A 23,421-nucleotide genomic window follows, 5' to 3' on the forward strand; every position below is an offset into this window, starting at 1 on the left:
AATTAACCGTTTTGCATCAATTCAATCCCGTTTCTAACCATCTGTTGAACGTCATGTTTAGAAACATCTACATATTCACACAGTGCCAGATCTTCTTCAATTACCTCGTAGATACCAAGCGCTTCCATGTTATCATAATCTTCGGCCAAAATAGCTTTTAGTAGATATACAGGATATATATCCATTGGAGTAACTTTCTCAAAAACACCTGTCTCTACAAATGCTCTTGGTTCTCCGTTGGTATTAGTATCTAAAACGTACTCTTTGTTCTTTCCATTTAGGAATGAGAATAGTCCCCATGCTCTGTGGAAACTAAGCACCTCTTTTTTAGGCATTATCCATCCTAGGAAGTCTGCATGGTCTCCTTCAGGAAGAACAGAAAGCAGATTGCTATAGTAACCTAAAGCGCCATCTTTCTCTATCTTCTCTCCAGTTAAAGCATTGCCAGAGATGAATCTCACATTCTCGCTCTTCAGATTGCCTTCAACAATTTTATTAACACATGCTCCTGTGTAGGTTTTGTAGTATTGCGGCTCAGAAACTTCAGAACCTGCTACTGCTACTACTCTAGAAGCATCGTAAACACCTTTATTGAATAGTTTACCGATTTGAGCGACACCATATGGAGTTACTGTCCAAACTAAATCACCTTTTCCGATAGGATCTACGTGATGGATTTGAACACCAACATTACCTGCTGGGTGCGGGCCACTGAACTTATTATGCTGAACACCTTCAACACCGGAGAAAACAGAAGATACTTCACCGTTCAAATCGTGATTGATATGAATAGTTCCTTCAGTAAATTTCTTAAGAATTTCTATACCGGTTTTGAAAGCCTCTTCTTCACCTTTTAAGGTAAAGGCGACATCAGCAGCCAAAGGATGGGTATCAAATGCAGAAATGAAGATAGACTTTGGAGTCTCTTCTTCCTTAGCAATTACACCGTAAGGCCTTTGGATGATGTTCGGCCAAACCCCACCTTTAACCATCTGAGCAGTAGCCTCTTCTCTAGAAAGGCTCTTGATGTCAGACACGTTATAGGTTTGGAAGGTTTCGTATTGAATTTCTTTGTCGGCCAGAATTTTAATTTCGAGTAGTTTTCTCTTGGCTCCCCTCTTCACTTCGACTACTTCACCGCTAACTGGAGAGCAGACCATCACGTTTTCCTGCATTTTGTCATACAAAACAGGAGTTCCAGCCTTCACTACATCGCCTTCAGCCACCAATAGTTTTGGTCTTGTCATTCCGACAAAATCTGTGGGCTTAATAGCAAATGTATCCGAAGGAGGAGTATTCGCGATTTTCTTCTGCGCCTTCCCGGCAAGGTTGATGTCAAAGCCTTTTTTAAGCTTTACAATTTTAGACATACTGTATTGAGTTGCGAATCACTAAGGTTGATCAAAATCGAGGCAAAATTAACACTTTTGCACTCAAAAGAAAGGTTAATCTTCCCTTTTCGGTGCGCAATTTAGTCCAAAAAACTTGCTATAAAAAAGTAGATCGAAATTTATATTTCAACGGTTTCCGCAAAGTGATTTTCGATGTATTGGGCCACATTTTGCATTAGCCACATTGGTGTAGAGGTTGCTCCGCAAATTCCAACATGGTCGGAGGGTCTTATCCAGTCGAAATCTACCTCCTCTTCGTTCTCCACAAAATAGCTTCTTTCGTTCTGTTGTTTACATACTGAATAGAGCGCCTTTCCGTTAGAGCTCTTCTTTCCACTTACAAAGATTATTACATCTACTTCTTCAGAAAACTTGAGCAACTGAGGTTCTCTGTTAGACACTTGCCTGCAAATACTATCGTTTGCTGTAAAGTCAATTTCTTCTAGTTCACCTTTATGAGCCTTTATTCTTTCTTCAATCAGCTCGCGGATATGGTAAAAGCCTTTGGTGCTTTTGGTGGTTTGAGAGAAAAGAGTGACTGGCTTGCTGAAATCGATTTTATCCAGATCAGCTTCTTCCATTACAATAATGGCTTCATTATTAGTTTGACCTGTTAGACCTATTACTTCGGCATGACCAGTTTTTCCATAAATAACAATCTGGCCTCCTGCTTTCTTTATCTTATCGTAGGCAATTTTCACTCTATTCTGAAGCTTGAGCACCACAGGACAAGAAGCATCTACCAACTCTATATTATTCTCTAATGCTAACTGATAGGTTTCTGGCGGTTCGCCATGAGCACGAATTAACACCTTGGAATCCTTGATATTCTTAAGGTCGTCTCTTTCAATTATCTTGAGGCCTTTATCATTGAGGCGTTTCACCTCCATGCTGTTATGCACGATATCTCCCAAGCAGTAAAGAGAGCCCTCCTGCATTTCGTCCTCTGCCATTTGAATGGCGAATTCTACGCCAAAACAATACCCCGAATTTTGATCTATCGTTACTTGCATACACTTATTCTATTCTGCCTCAATACGTTGCAATGCCAAATCTAATACTTTTTGCACTTGCTCTTCAAACAATAAATTAGAAGTATCTACCTCTATAGCATCTTCTACTTTTATTAATGGGCTTTCATCTCTAGTGGAGTCAATTCTATCTCGCTCCTCAAGGTTTTTCATTATCTCATCAAGCGCAACTTCCTCTCCTTTTTCTCTCAACTCTGCCTGTCTCCTCTTAGCTCTCACTTCGGTAGAGGCTGTCATAAAGAGCTTCAGCTCTGCTTCTGGAAAAACAACGGAACCAATATCTCTACCGTCCATTACTACTCCTTTGTCTTTTCCCATTTGTTGCTGCTGTGCCACCATAGCCACTCTCACTTCTTTGATAGCTGCTACTTGACTAACACTCCCCGCAACTCTCATTGAACGTATCTCCTCTTCAACATTTTGTCCATTCAAAAAGGTTTCGTTTTTCTGAGATTCCTGATTATATCGAAAGTCTATTGTAATCTGTTCAAGTGCTTGAATAACAGATTCTTTAGAAGTTAAATCAACAGCTTCATTCAACACATAAAGCGTTACAGCGCGATACATGGCTCCTGTATCTATAAACTTATAGCCTAGAGTTTTGGCAACGGCCTTAGCTGTACTACTTTTTCCACAGCCCGAAAGCCCATCTATCGCAATATTGATTTTCGCCATCACAGAAATTTGGTCGCAAAGGTACAGTTCAAAGTTTTATGTTCTAAACCTTTTGTGGGAACTTAGCACCTCTAAAGCAGAAACATGAAAATATCAGGCCATATAGTTGACGTAAGAAATAGAAGGATGTTTGATGGTGAAATAACCGTACAAAACGATCGAATTATCTCTATTGAAGAAACTGAAAAAGTTGACGATCAATACATACTACCTGGATTCATAGATTCTCATGTTCATGTGGAAAGTTCCATGTTAGTGCCGTCTGAGTTTGCCCGACTAGCAGTTGTTCACGGCACCGTTTCAACCGTTTCCGACCCTCATGAGATTGGAAATGTATTGGGAGTTGAAGGGGTAGAATACATGATTGAAAATGGAAAGAAGGCGAACTTCAAGTTCAATTTTGGTGCTCCTTCTTGCGTTCCTGCAACCACTTTTGAAACTGCCGGTGCAGAAATAACTCCCGAAGAAGTTGAGTATTTGCTTAAGAAACCTGAAGTAAAATATCTGGCTGAAATGATGAATTGGCCAGGGGTTCTCTTTAAAGATGAAACGGTTTATAAAAAACTAAATATTGCCAAGGAATTAGGAAAACCTATAGATGGCCATGCACCAGGCTTGCGAGGCGAACAAGCCGAGCAATATATTAAAGCGGGCATGAGCACCGACCATGAATGCTTTACAGCCGATGAAGCCAGAGACAAGCTCAAGCACGGAATGAAAATAGCCATTCGTGAAGGCTCTGCGGCTAAGAACTTTGAGGCTCTGGTAGAACTCTTTGCCGAAGCACCAGAAATGCTCATGTTCTGCTCTGACGATAAACACCCTGATAATTTGGTTGAAGGCCATGTTGACCAATTAGTGAAAAGAGCTTTAGCCAAAGGCCATGATTTATTCGATGTGCTTACCGCTGCTTGCGTCACACCTATCGATCATTATAAATTAGATGTTGGCTCTTTGCAAAAAGGAGACTTTGCCGACTTTATTGTAGTGAACAATCTCAAAGACTTTAAAGTAAGTCACACCTATATAAATGGAATACATGTTGCCGACAACGGTAAAACCCTAATTGAGCGAGTAGAGAATGACATTATTAATCAGTTCAATTGCAACCCAATCAGCCTTACAGACATCCAGGTAAGAGCTGAGTCGAGCTCGGTTCATGTTATCGAAGCACTGGATGGTCAGCTGATTACGAACTGTTTAGAGTATCCAACAAAAACTGATAGCGAAGGCAATGCTATTTCTGATATTGAGAATGATGTGCTCAAAATGGTAGTGGTCAATCGATACAACCCTGCCCCTCCAGCCATTGCATTCATTAAAAATTTCAACCTAAAAGAAGGGGCTATCGCTTCTTCTGTAGGCCACGATTCTCATAATATTATTGCAGTGGGAGCGGATGATGAATCTATTGTAAAGGCCGTAAACTTGGTGATTGAAGCAAGCGGTGGAGTTAGTGCTGTTTCTCCTACTTCTGAAATGGTTTTACCATTACCTGTTGCTGGTATAATGTCTGCTGAAAATGGCTATGAAGTAGCCAAAAAGTACACTTTAATTGACAAAATGTCGAAGAGTTTAGGCAGCACCTTAAACTCGCCATTCATGACATTATCTTTTATGGCACTGCTTGTAATACCTAAGCTCAAGCTCAGCGACTTAGGTCTATTCGATGGAGAAAAGTTTGAGTTCAAGAGCCTCTTCAAAAAATAGCAATTCGCAACAATTTGATAATCCTTTAGTACATTCTTACTTTATAAGTAAGCGTTACTTTTGCGCCTTAAATAAATTTTGGCTACAACTTTGCTATTATCTATTCGTAAATTTGAGACTATGAAAAAGATATTCTTTCTACTATTATCAATACTCACACTCAATTCAGCCTTTGCGCAGGCTGACCTGAAGCTTCCAGAAGACCCTCAATTACAGGCTGAAGCTAAGAGAAGGTTTGCCATTTCCGTAGATGCAATGTCGGCCGATAGATACAGAGAAGCAGCCAACGCATTACACTGGTTAATGAAAAATGCTCCTGAATTATATGACGGATTATACATTAACGGTTACAAGGCTTATGAAGCACTAGCCGAAGCGGAGAGCGATGAAGCAAAAAAGAATGTATTACTAGATTCAATGTTCTTGAGCTTCGACCTTAAAGCAAAATACTTTGAACTTACCGACTTGGAAGTAAACAACAAGGCATATCGTTACTACAAATATTGGAAGTCTAATAAGGAGAAAATGGGTGAAGCCATTACTGCCTATGAAAAGGCTTACGAAAAGCCATCTGAAGTAATCAACAACAACTTGGTTTCTTACATGGACATTATTAGAAGAGCTAAAGCCTATGGCGAAGATATTCCTAGCGATCAGGTATTTGATGTTTATACTCAAGTGATGGAGAATATAGACATGAAGGAAGCTCAAGGTGAAAATGCTGAGAGATTAGCAAAATATAGAGATGCTGTGAATAGCTTGCTTACCATGACAATGGGCGATGAGCTTAACTGCGACTTCATCAACAACAATCTTGCACCACAATTAGACGAGTCCAATGATATTAAACTAGCAAAGAATGTTTTCCGTTTGCTGTTAAACCAACAGTGTAGCGATAGTCCATACTTTATTAAAGCAGCAGAAATTATTCAGTCAGAAGAGCCTACTGAAGGAATAGCCAAGGTTATTGGTCAGAGAGCTGCAGTTGCGGGAGAGTATGAAAAAGCCATTCAATACTATACTCAGGCTATTGAGTTATCTACTGATAGTGAGAAAAAAGCCGACCTATTATTAAGCCTAACTTCTGTTTACATTAGAATGGGTAACAAGCCAGAGGCTAGAAAAATTGCGCTTCAGGCTGCCGATTTAGACAAATCTGCAGAAAAGCAAGCTCTTACTTTAGTGGCTAACATGTATATGAATAGCTGGGATGAGTGTTCGAGAAAAATATCTCAGATAGATGATAGAGCCATTTATATGGCAGCTTATGATTTATACCAGAAAGTAGGCAACCAAGAGGGTATGGCCGAAGCTAAAAAGCAATTCCCTACTATTTCTGATGTATTTACAGCAAACAAAAAGGAAGGCGACCCAATTAGAGTTGGCTGTTGGATAAACGTTTCAACAACTATTAAAACTAGACCTTCGAACTAAGATGGATACTGAAAAACTCTTAAAAGACATTCGCGATAGAATTGACGAGCTTATTGACAAGGCGAAAGATGCTGGTGCAGAAGCTCGTGAAGAAATGGAAGATGTAATTGAAGACCTGAAAGAGCAGCGAGACAAGCTAGAAGACAAGCTTCAGGACTTCAAAAGCAAAAATGAGCCTAAATTCGAGGAAGCCAAATTCCATATTAGAAAAGCTGCTGAAGAATTAGAACAGGCTGTCAGAAAGCTATTTAGGAAAGGCCCTGGTGCCGAAGAGGTTTAAGTTCCAGAGGAATTTAACAAGAAGAGGAACTGTCATTGACGGTTCCTCTTTTTATTTCAGGCAGTTTTAATTCCCAAAAAGAAATTTATTGAGCATAGTATTATCAGGTGATCCATTTACCTCTAAGACTTCTCAGAAATTTTCACCACTATTTTGCTGCCTTTTAAGAGTTTTCCGAACTCTTCTGACTCTACCTGTTCCCCTTCTACCATCTCCGCATTATTTGGTAATACTACATTGAAGTTTGCATCTGATTGTTCTATACTCAGCTGGCTTTCATTATCTGAAATTCGCTCAAAACGAATACTGATGTTATTAGTACCTATTCTAATATTCTCAAGTTCAGCCTCATTCCAAGCCAATGGCATTTTAGGGGATATTTTCACTTGGTTTAAATGCGCCATCGGCTCTATTCCAAAGAACTGTTTTACTATTGGAACAGCATAAGAATAAATATTCCAAGCCTGTGCGTGCATTCCAAAGTCTGGACTTACTTCATACATAGAGCCTGGCAAAGCATAACTGAATGAATTGGTCATTCTTTGAAGATACTCCAAGGCATTATCTGGCCTGCCATAGTTATTCTCCGCAATAGCCTGAACACCCGTAGGCAAGGTCATAACAGCTCCTGTGTAAGAGAAAACCTTCATCTTTTTGGCAAAGCCACTATCATCTGTGCCAGCAGACTCATCTCTATCTATTCCAGTAACAAACATCCCAAACGGATTTACATATTTGCTTCCTGTGTTCAATCCTTCTATGGCTTTCTCAGGGTCAGCCACTCCTACTTCCATTGGCGTGTTTACCACCCAATTATGATAAAGTACAAAGCCTTGCTTCTTATTGGCAGGGTATTGACTTACCCTTCTTTGCGTAGCTTTTAACTCTTCTACAGCCCAAGGTTTATTCAATGTATCTGCCCGAACAATAGCTCCTTCTATTAGATGCTTTGCTTCTTTGGCCGTTCCTATAAAATCGGCATAAGAGTTAAACTCATCTACCCAAAAGTCATTATTGATGATTTCTGAGAGCTTTTCTGCTTTGCCTTTATAATCTTCTGCTTGCTCAGTTTTCCCGAGCACTTCGGCCATTTCTGCAGCATCTAGAAAGGCTTTGTAAGTGTAGGCCGCTACATCAATCATTTCCGATTCCAACCCATGAATTTCCATCATGCCGTAACCATCGGCCAAAAGGTTTCCGTCTTCATCGTTTTCTTTCAATAGCCAGTCGAGTCCAGCCTCCACGGTTGGATAGTACCTTCTTAGGAAGTCCATATCGCCCGACCATTTAAACACCTCCCATATCAGCGTGGCGTATTGCGGTGTTTCATTCAGGTTACCCGGGTTGAAAACTACCCCGTTGGTACTCATTTCGTGAATGATTTTACCCGAACCATTATTCACAGCATTGGAGACACTATCGATCATTTCTATGGTTGAATAAACAACATCCTTCATTCCGATAGCCATAGCACCTTGCAAGGCATATTCAGAGTCTGCACCAAAGAACCATGGATAATCAGGGTTTCCGGCAGTAATTCCTCTACCCAAACCATCGACATCATTGATGAGCCAATCGGTATTGTACTTCACCCAACGGAAAGCTTCTTCGAGCTTCTTATCAGGAATAGTAAGCTTGGCCTGATCAGCAATGGCCTGATACCTATTGGCTTTCGATTGAAGCATTTGTTCGGCATTAGCCTGCACCTTATTCAGAGTGGTGATAGCCTCTGCATTAGACTCATCAGAGCCCGCAATGACAAATGGAAGAACCGCATGACTAAAAGGTGGAACTTCCACCGAGTAACTTAGCGATCCGTTGGCACCCACTCCTGCTCTTTGATAGTCGCAGGTGCTAGCATTTAACTCATGAGCAATTGGCCTTAATGTCGAGGCATAAACCACATACCAATCGTTATTTACATCCTTTCCTTCAATGCCCTGAATAGATTCATTCCAGCTCACTTTATCTTCCCCATCAATCATTTCCGACCTCTCACCTAACCAAACGGGTCTAAGGTCTACCATACCATTGAAGGTAAATATTAGCTCTTGCAGGGTCTCACTGTTATTGGTGAGTTCATACTCTACATAAACCGCTTCTTCTCCATCGGGAACAAACTGCTTACGGGTAGCGGTAAGCATCAAATCTTTTACTTCGAACTCGTGAGTATTTGCAAAAGGATAATTCACAAACTGCTTAGCACTATCCAAGCAATAGTCTACTCCATCTTTACTGATTTGTACCGAAAAACCATCCATTAGTTTGATAGGGTGATTCCAGATTCCTCCCATTTCTCCAGTAACGTGCCAGCCCAAATCTGGGAAAGTACCATTCTGATGCCCTACCATATAGGTTTTATCACCTGGAGTTAGATAAGGCGAAGCCAAATACTCTGGCTTACCTGCGATGCTTTCAGAATCAGTTAATACAGTATTGAAAACTGATTCTTCCGGAGCTTTGGTGCAGGCAGAAATAAGTAAAGTACCGAGCAATAAGAGGGCAGGCTTTTTCATATAATCAACTTGATTTGCGCTAAACTTAAGTAATGCCGTCTGTTTAGCAAAGTCGATTTAGGGAATAAAAGCTACTCTTCTCTCAATACATCTGCAGGGTTTTCTTTAGAAACTTTCAATGATTGTGCAATTGTAACAAGCCAACTCAATGACAAGAAGGCCAAGCATGCAATTACAAAAATCAGGGGACTAATTGTTATTCTATACTTAAACTCTTCAAGCCAACCTTGCATGGCGTAATAGGCTATTGGAGAGGCTATGATAAAGGCTATCAGTACTAGAATAGAATATTCCTTATTGAGCATCAGGATGAGTCTTTGAACGGAAGCTCCCAGTACTTTACGAACACTAACCTCTTTTCTTCTTTGTTGAACTGTGTAGATCGTTAAACCAACTAAACCCAACAACGACACAAAAATGGCCAGTGATGAAAAAATCTGGAAAAGAAGAAACTGACCCTGCTCCTTTTTATAAAAATCTCTTATCTGGTCATTCAGGTAATAAAACTCAAATGGCCTTTGAACCATTGATTCATAAACTTCACCAACATTTGCCAATGTTTGCTGTGCTTGTTCACCATTGATCTTTAATAAAGCGTTTCGAGCAGATCTTTCTGTCAAGGGTTGAATAAAGAGTGGTTCAACTTCTTGCTTTAAAGAGTAGGTGTGGAAGTCTGCTACAACAGCTACTACTTCGAGTGGCCTAGTATCAAAATTGTAAATCTTCTGTCCTAATGGGTTTTCCCAACCGAAGTCCTGAACCAAAGCTTCATTTACCACCACTTCATTACTATTGAGCTTATCAAACTCAAAGTGATCCGCTTTCATAATAAAGCTCAATCCTAACGTTTTGGCATAATCTTTATCAGCAGATATAACAGCCGCTTCCCGAGACTCCTGTATATTTTTTGGGTCGTCAGTTATTCCCGTTTTTGCCCCTCCTCCAACTTGCCAACCACTGACACTGGCAAATTCCACCCCGCTGATATTTTGGATTTCATTCTTTAAACTCTCGTGTGAATATTCAGAGCTTCTATAAAGTGGGACTTGAACTACAAATTCAGGATTAAAGCCCAAATCTTTGGTCTTCAAGTATCTCATTTGATTGTGCATTAGAACAGCCACAACCAACAACAGTCCTGAAATAATGAATTGAAAAAGAACTAGAAACTTTCTTAACCCCTCCTTATTGCTTAGACCTAGTGATTTATTATTTATAAGCATTAAAGGCTTAAAGCGAGATATGTAAAAAGCCGGGTATGCCCCTGAAACAAAGCCCAAAGCTATTCCAGCGATAAAAACCCAGCTTACAAACTCCCAACTATCATATTGCAAAATGATATCTTTCTCTAGCCAACCATTGTACAGTGGCATTAGTCGCTCCGCAATTGCAAAGGCCAAAGCAAAAGAAATCAGAGCAACAACTGTAGACTCAAAGAGGTGATAGAAAACGAGATGCAACTTTTGAGCTCCTATCACCTTTCTCAATCCTACTTCTTTTTGCCTCTTTAATGACTGGGAAGTAACCAGATTGATATAATTGACAACTGCCAGAAGCAGTACAACCAGACCTATTCCTGAAAATAACTTAACATATCGAATATCATTATTCTCGTAATAATCAAACTCAAAAGGGGCTTTTAGTCTCTGATCTGTCATTGGCAACAGTGAAAAACTCTCATTTTCTAGAAATCGAGCATAGTCTGGTTTTGGTTTTGCAGCATCTATTTCTTCTGCCACCTGCCCGGCTGAAGAGCCTGGAGAAAGAGTCAGGTAAGTAATAGCTGATTTCACAAAATGCTTATTGGTATAGTCATTCTTGAAATAGCCTTGATCATATACAACCATTTCAAATTGGATATGGCTATTAGAAGGAACCGTTTCAGCTAGCCCAGTAATAATGACGGATTCATCCTTATTGATTTTCAGTGACTTTCCAATGGGATCATCACTGCCAAAAAGCTTTTCGCTTAACTCAGTAGTTATAACCGCAGACCCGCTCTGATTAAACACCGAACTAAGATTCTCTTCATCCAAAGCGAAGGAGAAGAACTCAAAGAAATTCCGGTCGGTATATAAAACTTTCTCCACATTTAATGCTTTGTCTTCAGATTCAACAAGTGAGTAAAACTCCTTGATAGCAAGTCTGGTATAACTTTCTATCTGGGGTGAGTCCTCTTCAAAATAGTCCACATAGTCACTCACGACCAAGCTAGAATATCCTCCCTCCTCGCTTTGGCTAATAACCCTATAGATGTTTTCATGATTATCATGAAACCTATCAAAGCTCAACTCATCCCTCACATAAAGACCAATCAGTAAAAAGGCTGTTAGACCAACGGTGAGACCTAAAATATTTACAAAGGTGTAAAGCTTCTCTCTTTTGAGTTTTCTGAGGATTAGTTTAAGGTTGTTTCTGAACATAGTTAGTGTGGTTTATTCGTCTCTTAAGACATCTGCGGGATTTTCTTGGGATACTCTCAATGATTGGGCAATCGTGACCAGCCAACTTAATGCTAGAAATCCTAAAAAGGCCAAAATGAAAATCAAGGGGCTCAAGCTTATTCTGTATTTAAATTCCTGCAGCCAGTCTTGCATGGCGTAATAGGCTATTGGAGAGGCTATGATAAAAGCTATCAGTACTAGAATGGAATATTCCTTATTCAGCATAAGAATAAGCCTTTGGACTGATGCTCCTAAAACCTTTCTGATGCTGACTTCTTTTCTGCGCTGTTCAAGGCTATAGATAGTCAATGCCACCAACCCAAGAAGGGAAATAATCAATGCGATTGTAGAAAACAGCTGAAACAGTTTAAACTGACCTTCTTCCTTCTTGTAGAACTCGGCAATCTCATCGTCTAGAAAACTAAATTCAAAAGGCCTTCCAAAAAATGATTCATATCGATCACCCAACCCCGCCAGAGTGGCTGAAAGGTTATTCATATCTACCTTAACAAGAATGTTATGTACTCCCCAATCATTCAAGTAGTAGATAGATATGGGCTCAATCCCGTCTTTTAAAGATTTCATGTGGAAATCTTCAACAATAGCAACCACCTTTTTCCCCACCTTATCATTCCATCCATAGATGCGTTTGTCTTCTGGATTATCAAGCGCTCCAATGCTTTCCGCCATAGATTTATTGATAATCACTTGTCCTTCCTTGAATTCTTCAATGGCCTTATCGTGTTCTTCCCAATAAACCTCCATCTCCATCACATCTATAAAAGAAGCATCTCCAATTATGGCGTCTCCTCCAAGTCCGTTGGCATCCTCTCCTTGAACATTCGGTGCATCCATAGCCGATATGTATGCGTATCCACCTGGCTTAAAACCACCTAAACTTGCTTTTTGAACTCCGGGTATCTTCAAAAATTCTTGCTGCAAAGGAAAATATGACTGTGTAGAATCACTATCTAACGTGACGCTAATAAGCGCTTCGGGAGCAAACCCAAGATCTTTTTCTTTCAGGTAATCCATTTGGCCAATCATAATGGATAGACAACAAATCAGGATAGCCGTAACGGTAAATTGGAAAAGCACCAAAAACTTTCTGAAACTTGTATTTTGCCTACTACCGCTAGATGATGACTTAATAATGGCGAGAGGCTTTATCTTCATTATTTGAATCGCAGGATATAAGCCAGAAAGTAGACCAATGACAACCCCTGCGACAATTACCCATAGAAAAAATGTTGAGCCAAAGTATTGAAGGGTTACATCTTTATTGAGTAGCGAATTGAATTGTGGCAGTAACCTTTCCGTAATAGCAAATGCCAAAACAAAAGAAAACACAACCACCACAATTGACTCTGCAAACTGATAGATCATCAACTGGAACCTCCCTGCTCCAATCACTTTTCGAAGCCCTATTTCCTTAGCCTTTTTAGCAGCTTGCGCAGTGACAAGGTTGATGTAGTTAATAATGGCCAATAGAAGTACCACTATAGCTATACCCCCAAACAACTGTAGATAACGAATGTCATTTTTCTCAAAAAATGTTACGACATAATCAGCATAAAGTCTTTGATCTGTGATTGGGGACAATCCATACACCTGATCCCTAGTCATTATGGTATAAGGAGTCTTGTTTTTGGCTGCATCTATTTTATCCAGCACACTATCTAGTGACACATCTGGTTGTAACTTGAGATAGGTGATAACATTTCTTAAACCAGAGGTCTGCTCGAAATTATTCTTAAATCTTCCTTCCTGATAAGTAACCAACTCAAACTGAATGGTGCTATTTGATGGCGGATCTTTCACCAAACCGGTAATAGTGTACACCTCTTTTCCTTTTTCAATCAGCAGTTCTTCTCCAATCGGGCATTTTTCTCCGAACAACTTTTTGCTTAAGGTTTCGGTAATAACAGCACTTCCTGAAGTAGCCAAAACAGATGAAGGCACACCATCAATTAGATCGAAAGAGAAAAACTCGAAGAAGTTGCTATCAGCTGATAACATACCTTTAAAGTTCAACTCCTTCCCTCCTCCTGAAGCTAAGGTCGTCTCGTCCTTAACGCTTATTCGAGAGAAGCTATTTAACCCAACAACATCATCTTTGAAAAACTGAACGTAATCGCTTGCAATTACTCCCCTCCATTCTCTATCTCTATACTTAGATGTTACTCTGTAAATGTTCTCCTTATCCTGGTGGAATTGGTCAAAGCTGAGTTCATGCTTTATGTACAGGCCAATCATCAAAAATGCGGTTAAGCCAACCGTTAAACCCAAAATATTAACGAGAGAAAAGACCTTCTCCTTACGAAGTCTTCTAAATACAAGAATGAGGTTGTTTTTTATCATGATATGGTTTACTCGTTACGTAAGGTTTCAACAGGGTTAAGGCGGCCAGCTTTTAGGGACTGGAAAAGGATAGTAGCAAAAGCTATGGCAAGGGCACATATTCCGGCTACAACAAAGCCTATAACGCTCAAATCAATTCTATTGGCGTAAGTATCGAGCCATAGGTTGACTCCATAAATGGCTACTGGTACGGAAACAATAAAGGCGAGTAGTACCAGTTTAATAAAATCAAGACTGAAAACATGAACAATATCTCTCACATTAGCGCCCAGCACTTTTCGTATTCCAAACTCATGTTGCCTTTGGTCGGCTGCAAAGGCTGCTAAACCAAATAAGCCCAAACAGCTAATAAAAATAGCCAGCACGGTAAATACCATAATAGCATCCCCGTTTTGTTTTTCCTTGGCAAAAACCGAAGCAAAATTTTCATCTAGATATTTAAACTCAATGACTTCGCCCCTTAGCTTACTCCAAGTAGCTTCTAACCTTGGCAGGGCATCTGCCAATGATGGAGCGTTTAATTTAATAGCCAGTTGGTCGGGCGTTTTAGGATCGTAAGCCATGATTGCTGGCCCCACATTAGTTCTGTAGTTATCAATGAAAAAGTTCTCCACCACTCCAACTACGCGCCAGTAATTTCCAAATACTTGCCCTATGGGGTTGCCTTCCAAACCTAGGGCATTAACAGCCGACTCATTGAGCACCACAAGAGAATCGGTTTGTGTTTGATTTTCGGCAAACCAATCTCCTTCCATTACATTCAGGTTAAGAACATCGGCAAAGTGTGGGTCTGCCTGAAAGACATCAAGTAATAAGGTTTCCTCAGCACTCAACATTATTGAAAGTAAGTTGGCTGATTGTTCTGCTGGCATACGGCTAGTAAAACTAGCAGCTTCTACACCAGGTATTTTGAGCAGTTCATTGCGAATGGCAGATCTGTCATCACCCTTTTTGGCCGTATATGGAACTACCAAAACCTGTTCCTTATCAAACCCAATATCCATCTGCTTAATGTGCTGTAACTGATGATATACAAAGTAGGCACCGATTATGAGGGTTGAAGAAGCTGCAAACTGAACCACTACTAAAGTATTTCTAAGTACCCGAGCATTGCCCATATTGAGTATATGCCCAAGCTTCATCCCTTTCAAAAGCGGAATCATCTTTACAGAAGAAAGATAAAAAGCTGGGTAAACACCTGCTAAGCAGCCAATAAGCAGCACCCCTAATAAAATGAGGCCTCCAAGGCTGGGGTAGCTAACTATAGAAATACCAATTACCTCTCCTAGTGACTGATTGAGTAAAAATATAAACAGCTCAGATAAACCGGCTCCTATGGTAGCTGCAAACAAGGTTACCAGTACTGACTCTAATAGAAATTGAGCTATCAACTCTTTTTTCCCTGTACCCATTACCTTGCGCACACCAATCTCTTTAGTGCGCAAAGATGATTTAGCGGTCGATAGATTCATGAAGTTGATAATCGCTATGATGAGAATAAAAACACCGATGATGGTAAGTGTGGCACGAGACTGTGGATCTCCATTGGTGCTGAATTCAAACTCTACACCCTCCTTCAAATGAATGTCGCGAACTGGTTTGGCAAAAAACTGAATCTTATTAGCAGATTGCAGCCATTCATCTCTTGACAATGGGCTGTTGTTAACCACTGGGTAGGCATAAGTTTTGGCTATTTCATCAAGCCGCTCATTAATCAATTGTGGCTCTGCTTGCCCATCCATCTTAACGTAGATATAGCCTGCAATCATCCACCACCTGCCATCAGCATAAGACGGATTGAAAATATTGGTAGAGATAAAGTCGAAATCTAAATGACTCCTATAAGCAAACTCATCTAGCAAACCGGTTACAATAAGCTCCTTATTCTCGTACTGAAAAGTTTTACCAACTACTTGCTCTGTGCCAAAAAGCTTTTGAGCATACTTTTTTGTAAGCACTACCTTGTCTGGCCCTTCTAGGGCAGTAGCCGGATCGCCTTGGGCAAGTTTAAAGTCGAAAACATCGAAAAGGCCTTCAGTGGTTTTCAGTACACGCGGTGACCTTAGCTTCTTATCGCCAAACTCTGCCCATGATGACCGATTTGAGGCCACATCTAAGCGCACATAGCTTGCTACCCCAGGTACTTCATCGAGCTTATATTGCAAATTAGAGGTTGAAGAAGCACCTCGGCCCATACCCAAAAACTCTTCTTCTATCCTGTAAATCTTATCATAGTCGGTGAAGCCCTTTTCGTAGGTATTCTCCTGATAGAGATAGAGCGTGATCACCAAAAAACAGCCAAACCCAACACTTAGGCCAAGTATATTCAGTAATGAAAGTAATGGGTTCTTACCAATGGCTCTAAGCGATATTTTAAGATAATGGCTGATCATGATTTAGCTTTTACTCGTCTCTAAGTGATTGAACTGGATTGGCCGTAGCTGCCCTCATTGATCTATAGCCTGTAGTGAGCATGGCAATAATCAATGATGCCAAAATGCTAACGGCAAAGACAACTGGGCCAATGCTGATTCTGTATTCGTATTGATTGAGCCACACATTCATAAAGTAGTAAGCCAATGGTGCGGCAAGCAAAAAGGCTACACCTACCAATAGGATAAACTCTAGCGAGAATTTCTGCATGATATTGGCAACAGAAGCACCCAGCACCTTGCGGATTCCAATCTCTTTAGCTTTTTGGTTCGCCATAAAAGAGACTAAGCCGTATAGTCCAAGACAGCCAATGAAGATGGCAATACCAGCAAAAACCGTGAGCATTTGCGACATTTTTTGCTCCATTTCATAGTAGTCTACCAGTTGATCGTCTACGTACTGATAGCTGAACTCATACTCTTCATTCACCTGATACCAAATCTCCTCTAAAGCGGCAACCACACTTTCAGCATTTGCAGGGTTTACCCTAACACCTAGTGTTCTATAGCTCCTTGCATCGTTAAACATAGTCACTGGTTCTATTGCCTGACTCAGTGTAGAAACATGGTAGTCTTTCACCACACCAACAATAGGCGCTTTTTTGCCCCAAACCTGAATGGTTTTAAAAATGGCTTCCTCAGGTTCTAGGCCTACTTTTTTAAGGAAAGTCTCATTCACCACATACTGGTTGGTAGTGTCGCTATCGTTGAGCCATTTTCCAGCCAAGAGCGTAAGACCATAGGTCTCAAGATAATTGGCATCAGCCATTTTGACATGGGTTGTAAGTGCATCTCGGGTAGTGTCATTCGAATATACATATGCATCTGTAGCCGAAATTGAGCCTGAAAAAGGAGGTCTGTAATTAAAAGAGTAGTTATTCACTCCAGGTATATTCTGTATTTCCGAATCCCATAGATCGAGCGCTTGTTTGTCTCTCTTAGCCAAGCCAATATTTAGAATCCACTCCTGATCATAACCCATGTCTACGTTGAGGAAGTAGTTCATTTGGGTTACCGCCACCACGGTTCCGAAAATCAATACCTGACAAATGAAGAATTGAAAGAAAACCAAGAAACGTCTGAAACCCATCCCTCCTTTTGTTTGAGCCGAACCTCCTTTAAGTGCGGTTATCGGTTTAGCACTAGAAAGCACGAAGGCTGGGTAAAGCCCTGCGAAAAGTGAAACCGTAACTAAGACTCCTAAAAGATACAGCAGCAAAGCAGGGTCTGAGATTGGGCTAAATGGAATTTCAATACCCATAAAATCATTGATAACCATTGGCAGCAGTCGCTCTGTAATGGCCATTGATAGTAATGTAGCTATAAGCGTGATCACAAATGTTTCACCCAAAAAGCGCATCACTAACTGCTTTCTATCGCTACCCAATACTTTTCTCATGCCTACTTCTTTGCTGCGCTTCACAGACATTGCAGTAGACATATTGATGAAGTTTACACAGGCAGTAACTATTAGAAATGCTCCGATGATGATATAGGTAATGAGCATGGTTTTCGGAATGATACGCTGTGAGAAATTGCTAAAGCGCTCATCGAAGTGATATTCTGTCATTGGAGTGAGTAAGAACGTAGTCTGTTCTCTTCGGTCTTTGTTCCAATGCTTTTCTACGAAATCTGGAAACTGAGCATCGATTTGTTCTGGAGTAACATTATTTTCCAACTGCACAAAAGCTACATTATCGCTTGAAATGCTTCCCCACTCATTGAAATCGTCTGGGTTTTGGGTACGCTTGGTTTCCATAGAAATGAAAATGCCGAAAGGAAAATCGGAGTCCTTTCTAGCGTCTTCCAAAATGGCAATCACTTTTAAATCTAGTGTTTTATTCAACCGTATGGTTTTACCCATGGCCGATTCGCCCGGAAAATACTTCTCTGCCAAAGTCTTGCTTAGCGCTACCACATTTGGTTCCGCCAGAGCTTCTCCTTCCACTACGCCTTCTAGCACCTTCCAGTCAAACATTCTGAAGAAGTTCGGTTCTACATAAACCAATTCCGGATCTTCCTCATAGTGATTTACTTTTCCTGTATTGTCGGTAGCGGAGATAAGGCCGTAAGCCTCATGAGCAACCAGCGTAATATCTTTTAAGCCAACAATTTCTTCCTTGATAGAAGGCGGCATTACCAATGGCAAACCACCTTGAGTATACTCTCTTCCATCAACCACATCGCGATGACCAATGCGATACAGTGAGTCTAAGTTTGAGTGATATCTGTTGAAACTGAATTCTTGTTTCACCACCAAAAACATGATCAGACTACAGGTAATACCCATAGTGAGACCTAGAATGTTGATGAGTGTGAAGGCCTTATTTCTGGCGAAATTCCTTCTAAGTACGTTGAGATAATTTTTGAGCATTTTACTGTTGTTTTTGAGTTTTATTCGTTTCTGAGAATTTCCGTTGGATTTACTCTGGAAACTCTACGGGATTGATGCCATACTGAAGCAAATGCGACCACCAAGGTTATAACCAGACCAATCGCAAATGTGAATGGCGACAAAGTGATTTTATACTTGAAGGTGTCCAGCCAATCAGCCGATGCGATATAAATAATTGGACAGGCTACCAGGAATGATATTAGAATCAGGAAAACGAACTCTTTAGAAAGTAATCCTACCAATTGACTAGCCGATGCTCCCAATACCTTTCTAATTCCGAATTCCTTCAGGCGCTGTTCTGCCGCAAATGTTGTTAAACCAATGAGTCCGATAATTGATATGGAAATGGCTATGCCTGAGAAGACATTGAAAACATTGCCCAACCTTGTTTCCTTTCTGTAGTTGGCATCATAATAATCATCATAGAATTGAAACAGGAAGGGTCTATCCTTAACCATAGAATTCCAGATATCCTCAATTTGAGACAATGCTTCTCTGGTTTGTCCTGATTCGAATCTTATATTGAGAAAATCTCGATGATTCCCCGTGAGTATCAGTGCGCTTGGCATAATTTCACTTTTCAATGACTCATTATGAAAGTCATCAATCACTGCCACAACTTCTCTTTCTTTACCCCAAAACTTCATTCTCATTCCAATAGGATTCTCCATCCTCAGCTTTTCCTGAGCCGCTTTTGTAATAACAATTTTATCCTCCGAGGTTATTTCTGCAATCTCATCGACAGTCATTCCCAAAACCGACCTCATACCAATTGTCTTGAGGTAATTGAAATCTACCTCGAAAGAATTGCTAAAGAAAAAGTCTTCTTCAGACGATTCTTCCTCTCCATTAAATTCACTCACTTTTCCAAATGTGATGCCGTTGTGATCAATAATATTGGTGGTAAGTGATACTTCCTTAACTCCAGAAATTCTGGCAACTTCATCCTTAAAGACACTCGTCCTATCTCCTAATTCTCCATAAGTTTTGATGAACAGAGCATTTTCTCTATCGTATCCGAGATCCTTATTTTGCAGATAGCTTAACTGAGACTGAATGATTACAGTGGCTACAATCAGACTTTGTGCCACCAAAAACTGAGTGAAGACAAGTCCCCTTCTCACCCCTGACCGCTCTTTTACTTTGCTATTGCCATGTAGTGCATTTATGGTTTTGAAACCGCTAAGCCTCAGAGCCGGATAAATGCCAGAAGCCAAACCAACAATCAAGGTTAGGCCTATCACAAAGACGAAAAACTCTAGACTGAAATAACTAAGAGAAAGCTGTCTGTCTATTAAATTATTATAATATGGTAAGAGCCTTTCGGCCAAAGCAAAGGCAAGCAATACACTGATGAAGGTATAGACACACGACTCGAAGATATTCTGTCTGAGAATCTGCTTTCTATTTGCCCCAAATACCTTTCGAAGCCCAATCTCCTTCATCTTTTTAATTGATCTGGCCGTGATCAGGTTCACATAATTCAGGCAGGCGATCATTAGAATAAGACAAGCTATACTACCAAACAGGTAGATGTAGCGGATATCATTAACCGGAAAAAGCGAAAAAGTAAAACCTGATTTAAGATGGATGTCGCTAAAGGGAAAGAAATACATCTTTTGTTCAAAATTTCCTTCTTCATCGAATTTAAGAGCACTCTTCGGCCACTCATCTAACATCAGTTTGTCTACCTTGGCCTGAACAGACTCGATGCTCACATTCTCAGGCAACAGAATATAAGCCGAGACAATTGAGCCTCCGCTTTCTGCAAAATCTGCAGCTGCCTCTTTCAACTCAGATAAGTTGGAAAGCAATAGCTTAAATTGGATTCTTGAATTGGCAGGAGGATCAACAGCAATGGCTGTAATTTCAAAACTACCTGTACCATCCACTTCAATTACCTTGCCTATAGGACTCTCATCGTTGAAATACTGCCTTGCCAAGCTCTCGGTAATTACTGCCTTATTTTCCTGGTTCAGCTCCACATTTCCTTGCTTAATTGGGAAATCGAAAATCTCGAAGAAGTCGTTATTCGACATGTAGACATTTTCAACATAAAAACTCCTATCGTTGGCTTTTATTAAATCGTCAAATCCCAATTGACTAAGCATTGCCATCTGGCTGAGCTCAGGAATACGATCTTGCATTCTTGCCGCATGACTCGTTCGATAACGAGCCCATTTATCTTTTCCTCCATTTACATTTTCTGCAATGATGTATATCTGATCCTTCTTGCTGTGAAATTGATCTACAGATAGTTCATTCTTGACATAAAGTGCCAGAAGAATGAAAGAAGTAACCCCAACTGTTAAACCAACAAGGTTGAGTATAGAAAAGAATTTATCTCTTTTCAATCTTCGAAATGTGCTTATGAAATAGCTTTTGAGCATAGTTTAGGGTTTATTCGTTTCTGAGGATTTCTGCAGGATTAATTCGTTTGGTACGCGCGATTTGAAGTACAATAACACTAAGCGATATAATCAGTGTACCCATTACGGCCGATGAAAAGGAGAAAATACCTGGCTGTATTCTGTAGACAAACTGTGATAACCAGTCGCTGGTGAAATAGTAAACCACAGGTGCGGCCACCATAAACCCAAGCAATATCATCCCTACATAACTTCTGGCAAAGAGCTGGAAGATCTCCCTGTAATTTGCACCCAAAACCCTCCTCAGACTGATCTCTTTGATTCTTTGTTCAATGGTGAAGGTAGAGAGGCCAACAATACCCAAAATGGCAATGAAAATCGCCAACCCTGAGAAGAACAAAAACATCTCTCCTAGCCTTTGCTCAACAATATACTGTCCGTTATAGGCCTCGTCTAAAAACTTGTATTGCATAGGCCGACCAGTGGCCATAGCATCCCATTTCTCGGTAATCTGAGCTAAAGTCTCCTTCACTTCAGTCCCTGTTAAGCGAACTAGAGCAAATTTAGAAGCATTAGGATTGAAGGAAATTACTGATGGTCTGATTTCCGATTTCAATGATTCATTATGGAAGTCTTTAATCACTCCAACTAAAGGAATATCTCCATTGACTAAGCTCAATACATGATCACCTTCAGCCTCCCAGCTAAAAGCCGGCAAGGCTGACTCATTGACAAGAATACCTCGTAGTTCCTTGGAAGGCGTTTGGCCTGAAACCAATTCTATACCCAAGGTCTCAATAAAGTCTTCATCGCCACTAAAGAAATCGGTAAGAACTTCTTTTTCTTCGTCTACACCGAGCTCATCTTTATTTAAAACACCAAAACTGGAATAAGAGATAGATGAGTTAGCCATCGATACCTTTTCAACACCAGAAACGCTCAGCAACTCATTCTTAAAAACCTGAGCTTTATCTCCTATTTTATCATGTAAATCAATCTCAAGAAGTAATTCACGTTCGTAACCAAGGTTCTTAGTCTGAATGAAATTGAGTTGCTGCTGAATAATTACTGTAGCGATAATCAGTAATTGCGCAATGAAGAACTGTACAACGGTTAAGCCTTTTCGAAGTCTAGTTTTTGAACCAACCTTTCCCTGCCCAAGAGCTTGTAAGGGCTTGGATTTAGAAAGAAATAGTGCTGGATAAATTCCTGAAAGAAAACCAACCAAAACCGCAGTTCCGAAAACCAACACGAAAAATTCGGTAGAGAAGTAGTTCAATTCAATCTCCTTTTGGAGCATATCATTTACCCAAGGCAGAAGTCTCTCTGTTAGTGCAAAAGCCAATATGGCACCTATAAACACCAGAGAAAATGATTCGAGCAGATAGTACGAAAGCACCTGAAACCTAGAAGCTCCAACTACCTTTCTGAGCCCTACTTCCTTTCCTCTTTTTATAGACTGAGATGTGACAAGATTAGTATAATTAATAACAGCAATAAATAGCACCAAGAAGCCAATGGCACCAAACAAGTAGATGTATCTAATATCACTTGTATTGCTGCTCGTAAAATCTAGTTCTGCTTTTAAATGGTAGTCGGTTAAAGGAAGTAAGAAAATGTTTTGGTTGGCCTGTGTATTAGTGTATCTATGACTATAAGGCATGCTCATAGCTATAGCCTGCATCTTTTCTTGAACAGCCTCTTTGCTGAAACCTCTTTGCATTAAGAACCAGTTTTGAGCAGGGAAATAGCCATTTTCATTATCCATTAATTGACTTCGCTTTTCAAAAAGCTCATTCTCAACAGATAGAAAATCAAATTGTAAGGTGGAGTTGGCCGGTACATCTTCCAACACACCAGAAATAATGTATTCATCATCTTCATCTACAGTAATCTTCTTACCTAGAGCAAGCGTAGCTTCACCAAAGTACTTCTCTGCCGCAGAACGACTGATAAGCAATGAACCCTTGTCTTCTTCTGCCACACCAAAGGCCAAAGGAAAGTCGAAGACTGTAAGAAACTCATTATTTACATAAGCCATTTCATTATCTAGAAAGGTTTTGTTTCCAGCAGTAATCAGCCTATTTCTCGATTGGTAACTAGCAAGTTTCTGTACTTCTGGTACTTCTTCCGCAATTTGCTTGGCTAGCCCATAAGCCAATCTGTCGCTGGTTACCTTATTATTACCCATCAAATGATAGCTCAGGTATATATCGTCCTTCCTTGTATGAAACTTATCAAAACTCAGTTCATCTTGAATATAGAGACCGATTAACAAAACGGTGGTCAATCCAACAGTGAGCCCGCCAAGGTTAAGTAGTGAAAAGAGCTTTTCCTTTCTGAATTTTCTAAGGAATGTATTGATGTAAGTTTTGAGCATTTG

The 23,421-nt window shown here is 40.3% G+C and carries 13 protein-coding genes; 3 read left to right on the forward strand and 10 right to left on the reverse strand.

Features of this window, described 5'->3' with window-relative positions; translation table 11 throughout:
• Nucleotides 1–2 precede the first annotated feature (2 nt).
• From T7867_RS18085 to cmk, 3 genes are all read right to left on the reverse strand, one after another.
• Complete coding sequence (locus T7867_RS18085; RefSeq protein WP_068224462.1) at nt 3–1,370, reverse strand: Na(+)-translocating NADH-quinone reductase subunit A; 1,368 nt, start codon at nt 1,368–1,370, stop codon at nt 3–5.
• 140 nt (nt 1,371–1,510) lie between these two features.
• Complete coding sequence (locus tag T7867_RS18090) at nt 1,511–2,404, reverse strand: 4-hydroxy-3-methylbut-2-enyl diphosphate reductase (protein WP_068224465.1); 894 nt, start codon at nt 2,402–2,404, stop codon at nt 1,511–1,513.
• A 9-nt stretch (nt 2,405–2,413) separates the two neighbouring features.
• Nucleotides 2,414–3,097: a (d)CMP kinase gene (cmk, locus tag T7867_RS18095; protein WP_068224467.1), complete on the reverse strand. Its 684-nt coding sequence runs from the start codon at nt 3,095–3,097 to the stop codon at nt 2,414–2,416.
• 84 nt (nt 3,098–3,181) lie between these two features.
• On the opposite strand from cmk, the gene ade reads away from it, so the two are divergent.
• The 3 genes from ade to T7867_RS18110 all read left to right on the forward strand — a co-directional run bounded on the left by ade (nt 3,182) and on the right by T7867_RS18110 (nt 6,521).
• The gene (ade, locus tag T7867_RS18100; RefSeq protein ID WP_068224469.1) at nt 3,182–4,807 is read left to right on the forward strand and encodes an adenine deaminase; all 1,626 of its coding nucleotides are present in this window, start codon (nt 3,182–3,184) and stop codon (nt 4,805–4,807) included.
• A 120-nt stretch (nt 4,808–4,927) separates the two neighbouring features.
• The gene (locus tag T7867_RS18105; RefSeq protein WP_068224475.1) at nt 4,928–6,241 is read left to right on the forward strand and encodes a tetratricopeptide repeat protein; all 1,314 of its coding nucleotides are present in this window, start codon (nt 4,928–4,930) and stop codon (nt 6,239–6,241) included.
• Between the two features lies 1 nt (nt 6,242).
• Nucleotides 6,243–6,521 (forward strand): sll1863 family stress response protein, encoded by a 279-nt coding sequence (locus tag T7867_RS18110; protein WP_068224476.1) that lies wholly within the window; start codon nt 6,243–6,245, stop codon nt 6,519–6,521.
• Between the two features lie 122 nt (nt 6,522–6,643).
• On the opposite strand, the gene T7867_RS18115 is transcribed toward T7867_RS18110, so the two are convergent.
• From T7867_RS18115 to T7867_RS18145, 7 genes are all read right to left on the reverse strand, one after another.
• Nucleotides 6,644–9,037, reverse strand: a complete 2,394-nt coding sequence (locus T7867_RS18115; RefSeq protein ID WP_322299629.1) for an alpha-L-rhamnosidase-related protein — start codon at nt 9,035–9,037, stop codon at nt 6,644–6,646.
• A 71-nt stretch (nt 9,038–9,108) separates the two neighbouring features.
• Entirely contained in the window at nt 9,109–11,460 is a 2,352-nt protein-coding gene (locus T7867_RS18120) for an ABC transporter permease (protein ID WP_068224477.1), read from the reverse strand.
• A gap of 12 nt (nt 11,461–11,472) precedes the next feature.
• The gene (locus tag T7867_RS18125) at nt 11,473–13,842 is read right to left on the reverse strand and encodes an ABC transporter permease (protein WP_068224478.1); all 2,370 of its coding nucleotides are present in this window, start codon (nt 13,840–13,842) and stop codon (nt 11,473–11,475) included.
• A gap of 8 nt (nt 13,843–13,850) precedes the next feature.
• The gene (locus T7867_RS18130) at nt 13,851–16,235 is read right to left on the reverse strand and encodes an ABC transporter permease (RefSeq protein ID WP_068224479.1); all 2,385 of its coding nucleotides are present in this window, start codon (nt 16,233–16,235) and stop codon (nt 13,851–13,853) included.
• A gap of 10 nt (nt 16,236–16,245) precedes the next feature.
• Nucleotides 16,246–18,648, reverse strand: coding sequence for an ABC transporter permease (locus tag T7867_RS18135; protein ID WP_068224482.1), 2,403 nt, complete (start codon nt 18,646–18,648; stop codon nt 16,246–16,248).
• 20 nt (nt 18,649–18,668) lie between these two features.
• Nucleotides 18,669–21,059 carry an ABC transporter permease gene (locus T7867_RS18140; protein WP_068224485.1) on the reverse strand — a complete coding sequence of 797 codons (2,391 nt, stop codon included), beginning with the start codon at nt 21,057–21,059 and terminating at the stop codon, nt 18,669–18,671.
• 10 nt (nt 21,060–21,069) lie between these two features.
• Nucleotides 21,070–23,418: an FtsX-like permease family protein gene (locus T7867_RS18145; RefSeq protein WP_068224487.1), complete on the reverse strand. Its 2,349-nt coding sequence runs from the start codon at nt 23,416–23,418 to the stop codon at nt 21,070–21,072.
• Between the last annotated feature and the right edge of the window lie 3 nt (nt 23,419–23,421).

The organism is Roseivirga spongicola, from assembly GCF_034376045.1.
Lineage (GTDB): Bacteria > Bacteroidota > Bacteroidia > Cytophagales > Cyclobacteriaceae > Roseivirga > Roseivirga spongicola.

What these genes read in the sequence shown, in the direction of transcription:
- T7867_RS18110 (WP_068224476.1), top strand. Translation starts at nt 6,243, where the DNA reads ATGGATACTGAAAAACTCTTAAAAGACATTCGCGATAGAATTGACGAG.
- T7867_RS18090 (WP_068224465.1), bottom strand. Translation starts at nt 2,404, where the DNA reads ATGCAAGTAACGATAGATCAAAATTCGGGGTATTGTTTTGGCGTAGAA.
- T7867_RS18125 (WP_068224478.1), bottom strand. Translation starts at nt 13,842, where the DNA reads ATGATAAAAAACAACCTCATTCTTGTATTTAGAAGACTTCGTAAGGAG.
- T7867_RS18135 (WP_068224482.1), bottom strand. Translation starts at nt 18,648, where the DNA reads ATGCTCAAAAATTATCTCAACGTACTTAGAAGGAATTTCGCCAGAAAT.
- T7867_RS18085 (WP_068224462.1), bottom strand. Translation starts at nt 1,370, where the DNA reads ATGTCTAAAATTGTAAAGCTTAAAAAAGGCTTTGACATCAACCTTGCC.
- cmk (WP_068224467.1), bottom strand. Translation starts at nt 3,097, where the DNA reads ATGGCGAAAATCAATATTGCGATAGATGGGCTTTCGGGCTGTGGAAAA.
- T7867_RS18140 (WP_068224485.1), bottom strand. Translation starts at nt 21,059, where the DNA reads ATGCTCAAAAGCTATTTCATAAGCACATTTCGAAGATTGAAAAGAGAT.
- T7867_RS18105 (WP_068224475.1), top strand. Translation starts at nt 4,928, where the DNA reads ATGAAAAAGATATTCTTTCTACTATTATCAATACTCACACTCAATTCA.
- T7867_RS18120 (WP_068224477.1), bottom strand. Translation starts at nt 11,460, where the DNA reads ATGTTCAGAAACAACCTTAAACTAATCCTCAGAAAACTCAAAAGAGAG.
- ade (WP_068224469.1), top strand. Translation starts at nt 3,182, where the DNA reads ATGAAAATATCAGGCCATATAGTTGACGTAAGAAATAGAAGGATGTTT.
- T7867_RS18145 (WP_068224487.1), bottom strand. Translation starts at nt 23,418, where the DNA reads ATGCTCAAAACTTACATCAATACATTCCTTAGAAAATTCAGAAAGGAA.
- T7867_RS18115 (WP_322299629.1), bottom strand. Translation starts at nt 9,037, where the DNA reads ATGAAAAAGCCTGCCCTCTTATTGCTCGGTACTTTACTTATTTCTGCC.
- T7867_RS18130 (WP_068224479.1), bottom strand. Translation starts at nt 16,235, where the DNA reads ATGATCAGCCATTATCTTAAAATATCGCTTAGAGCCATTGGTAAGAAC.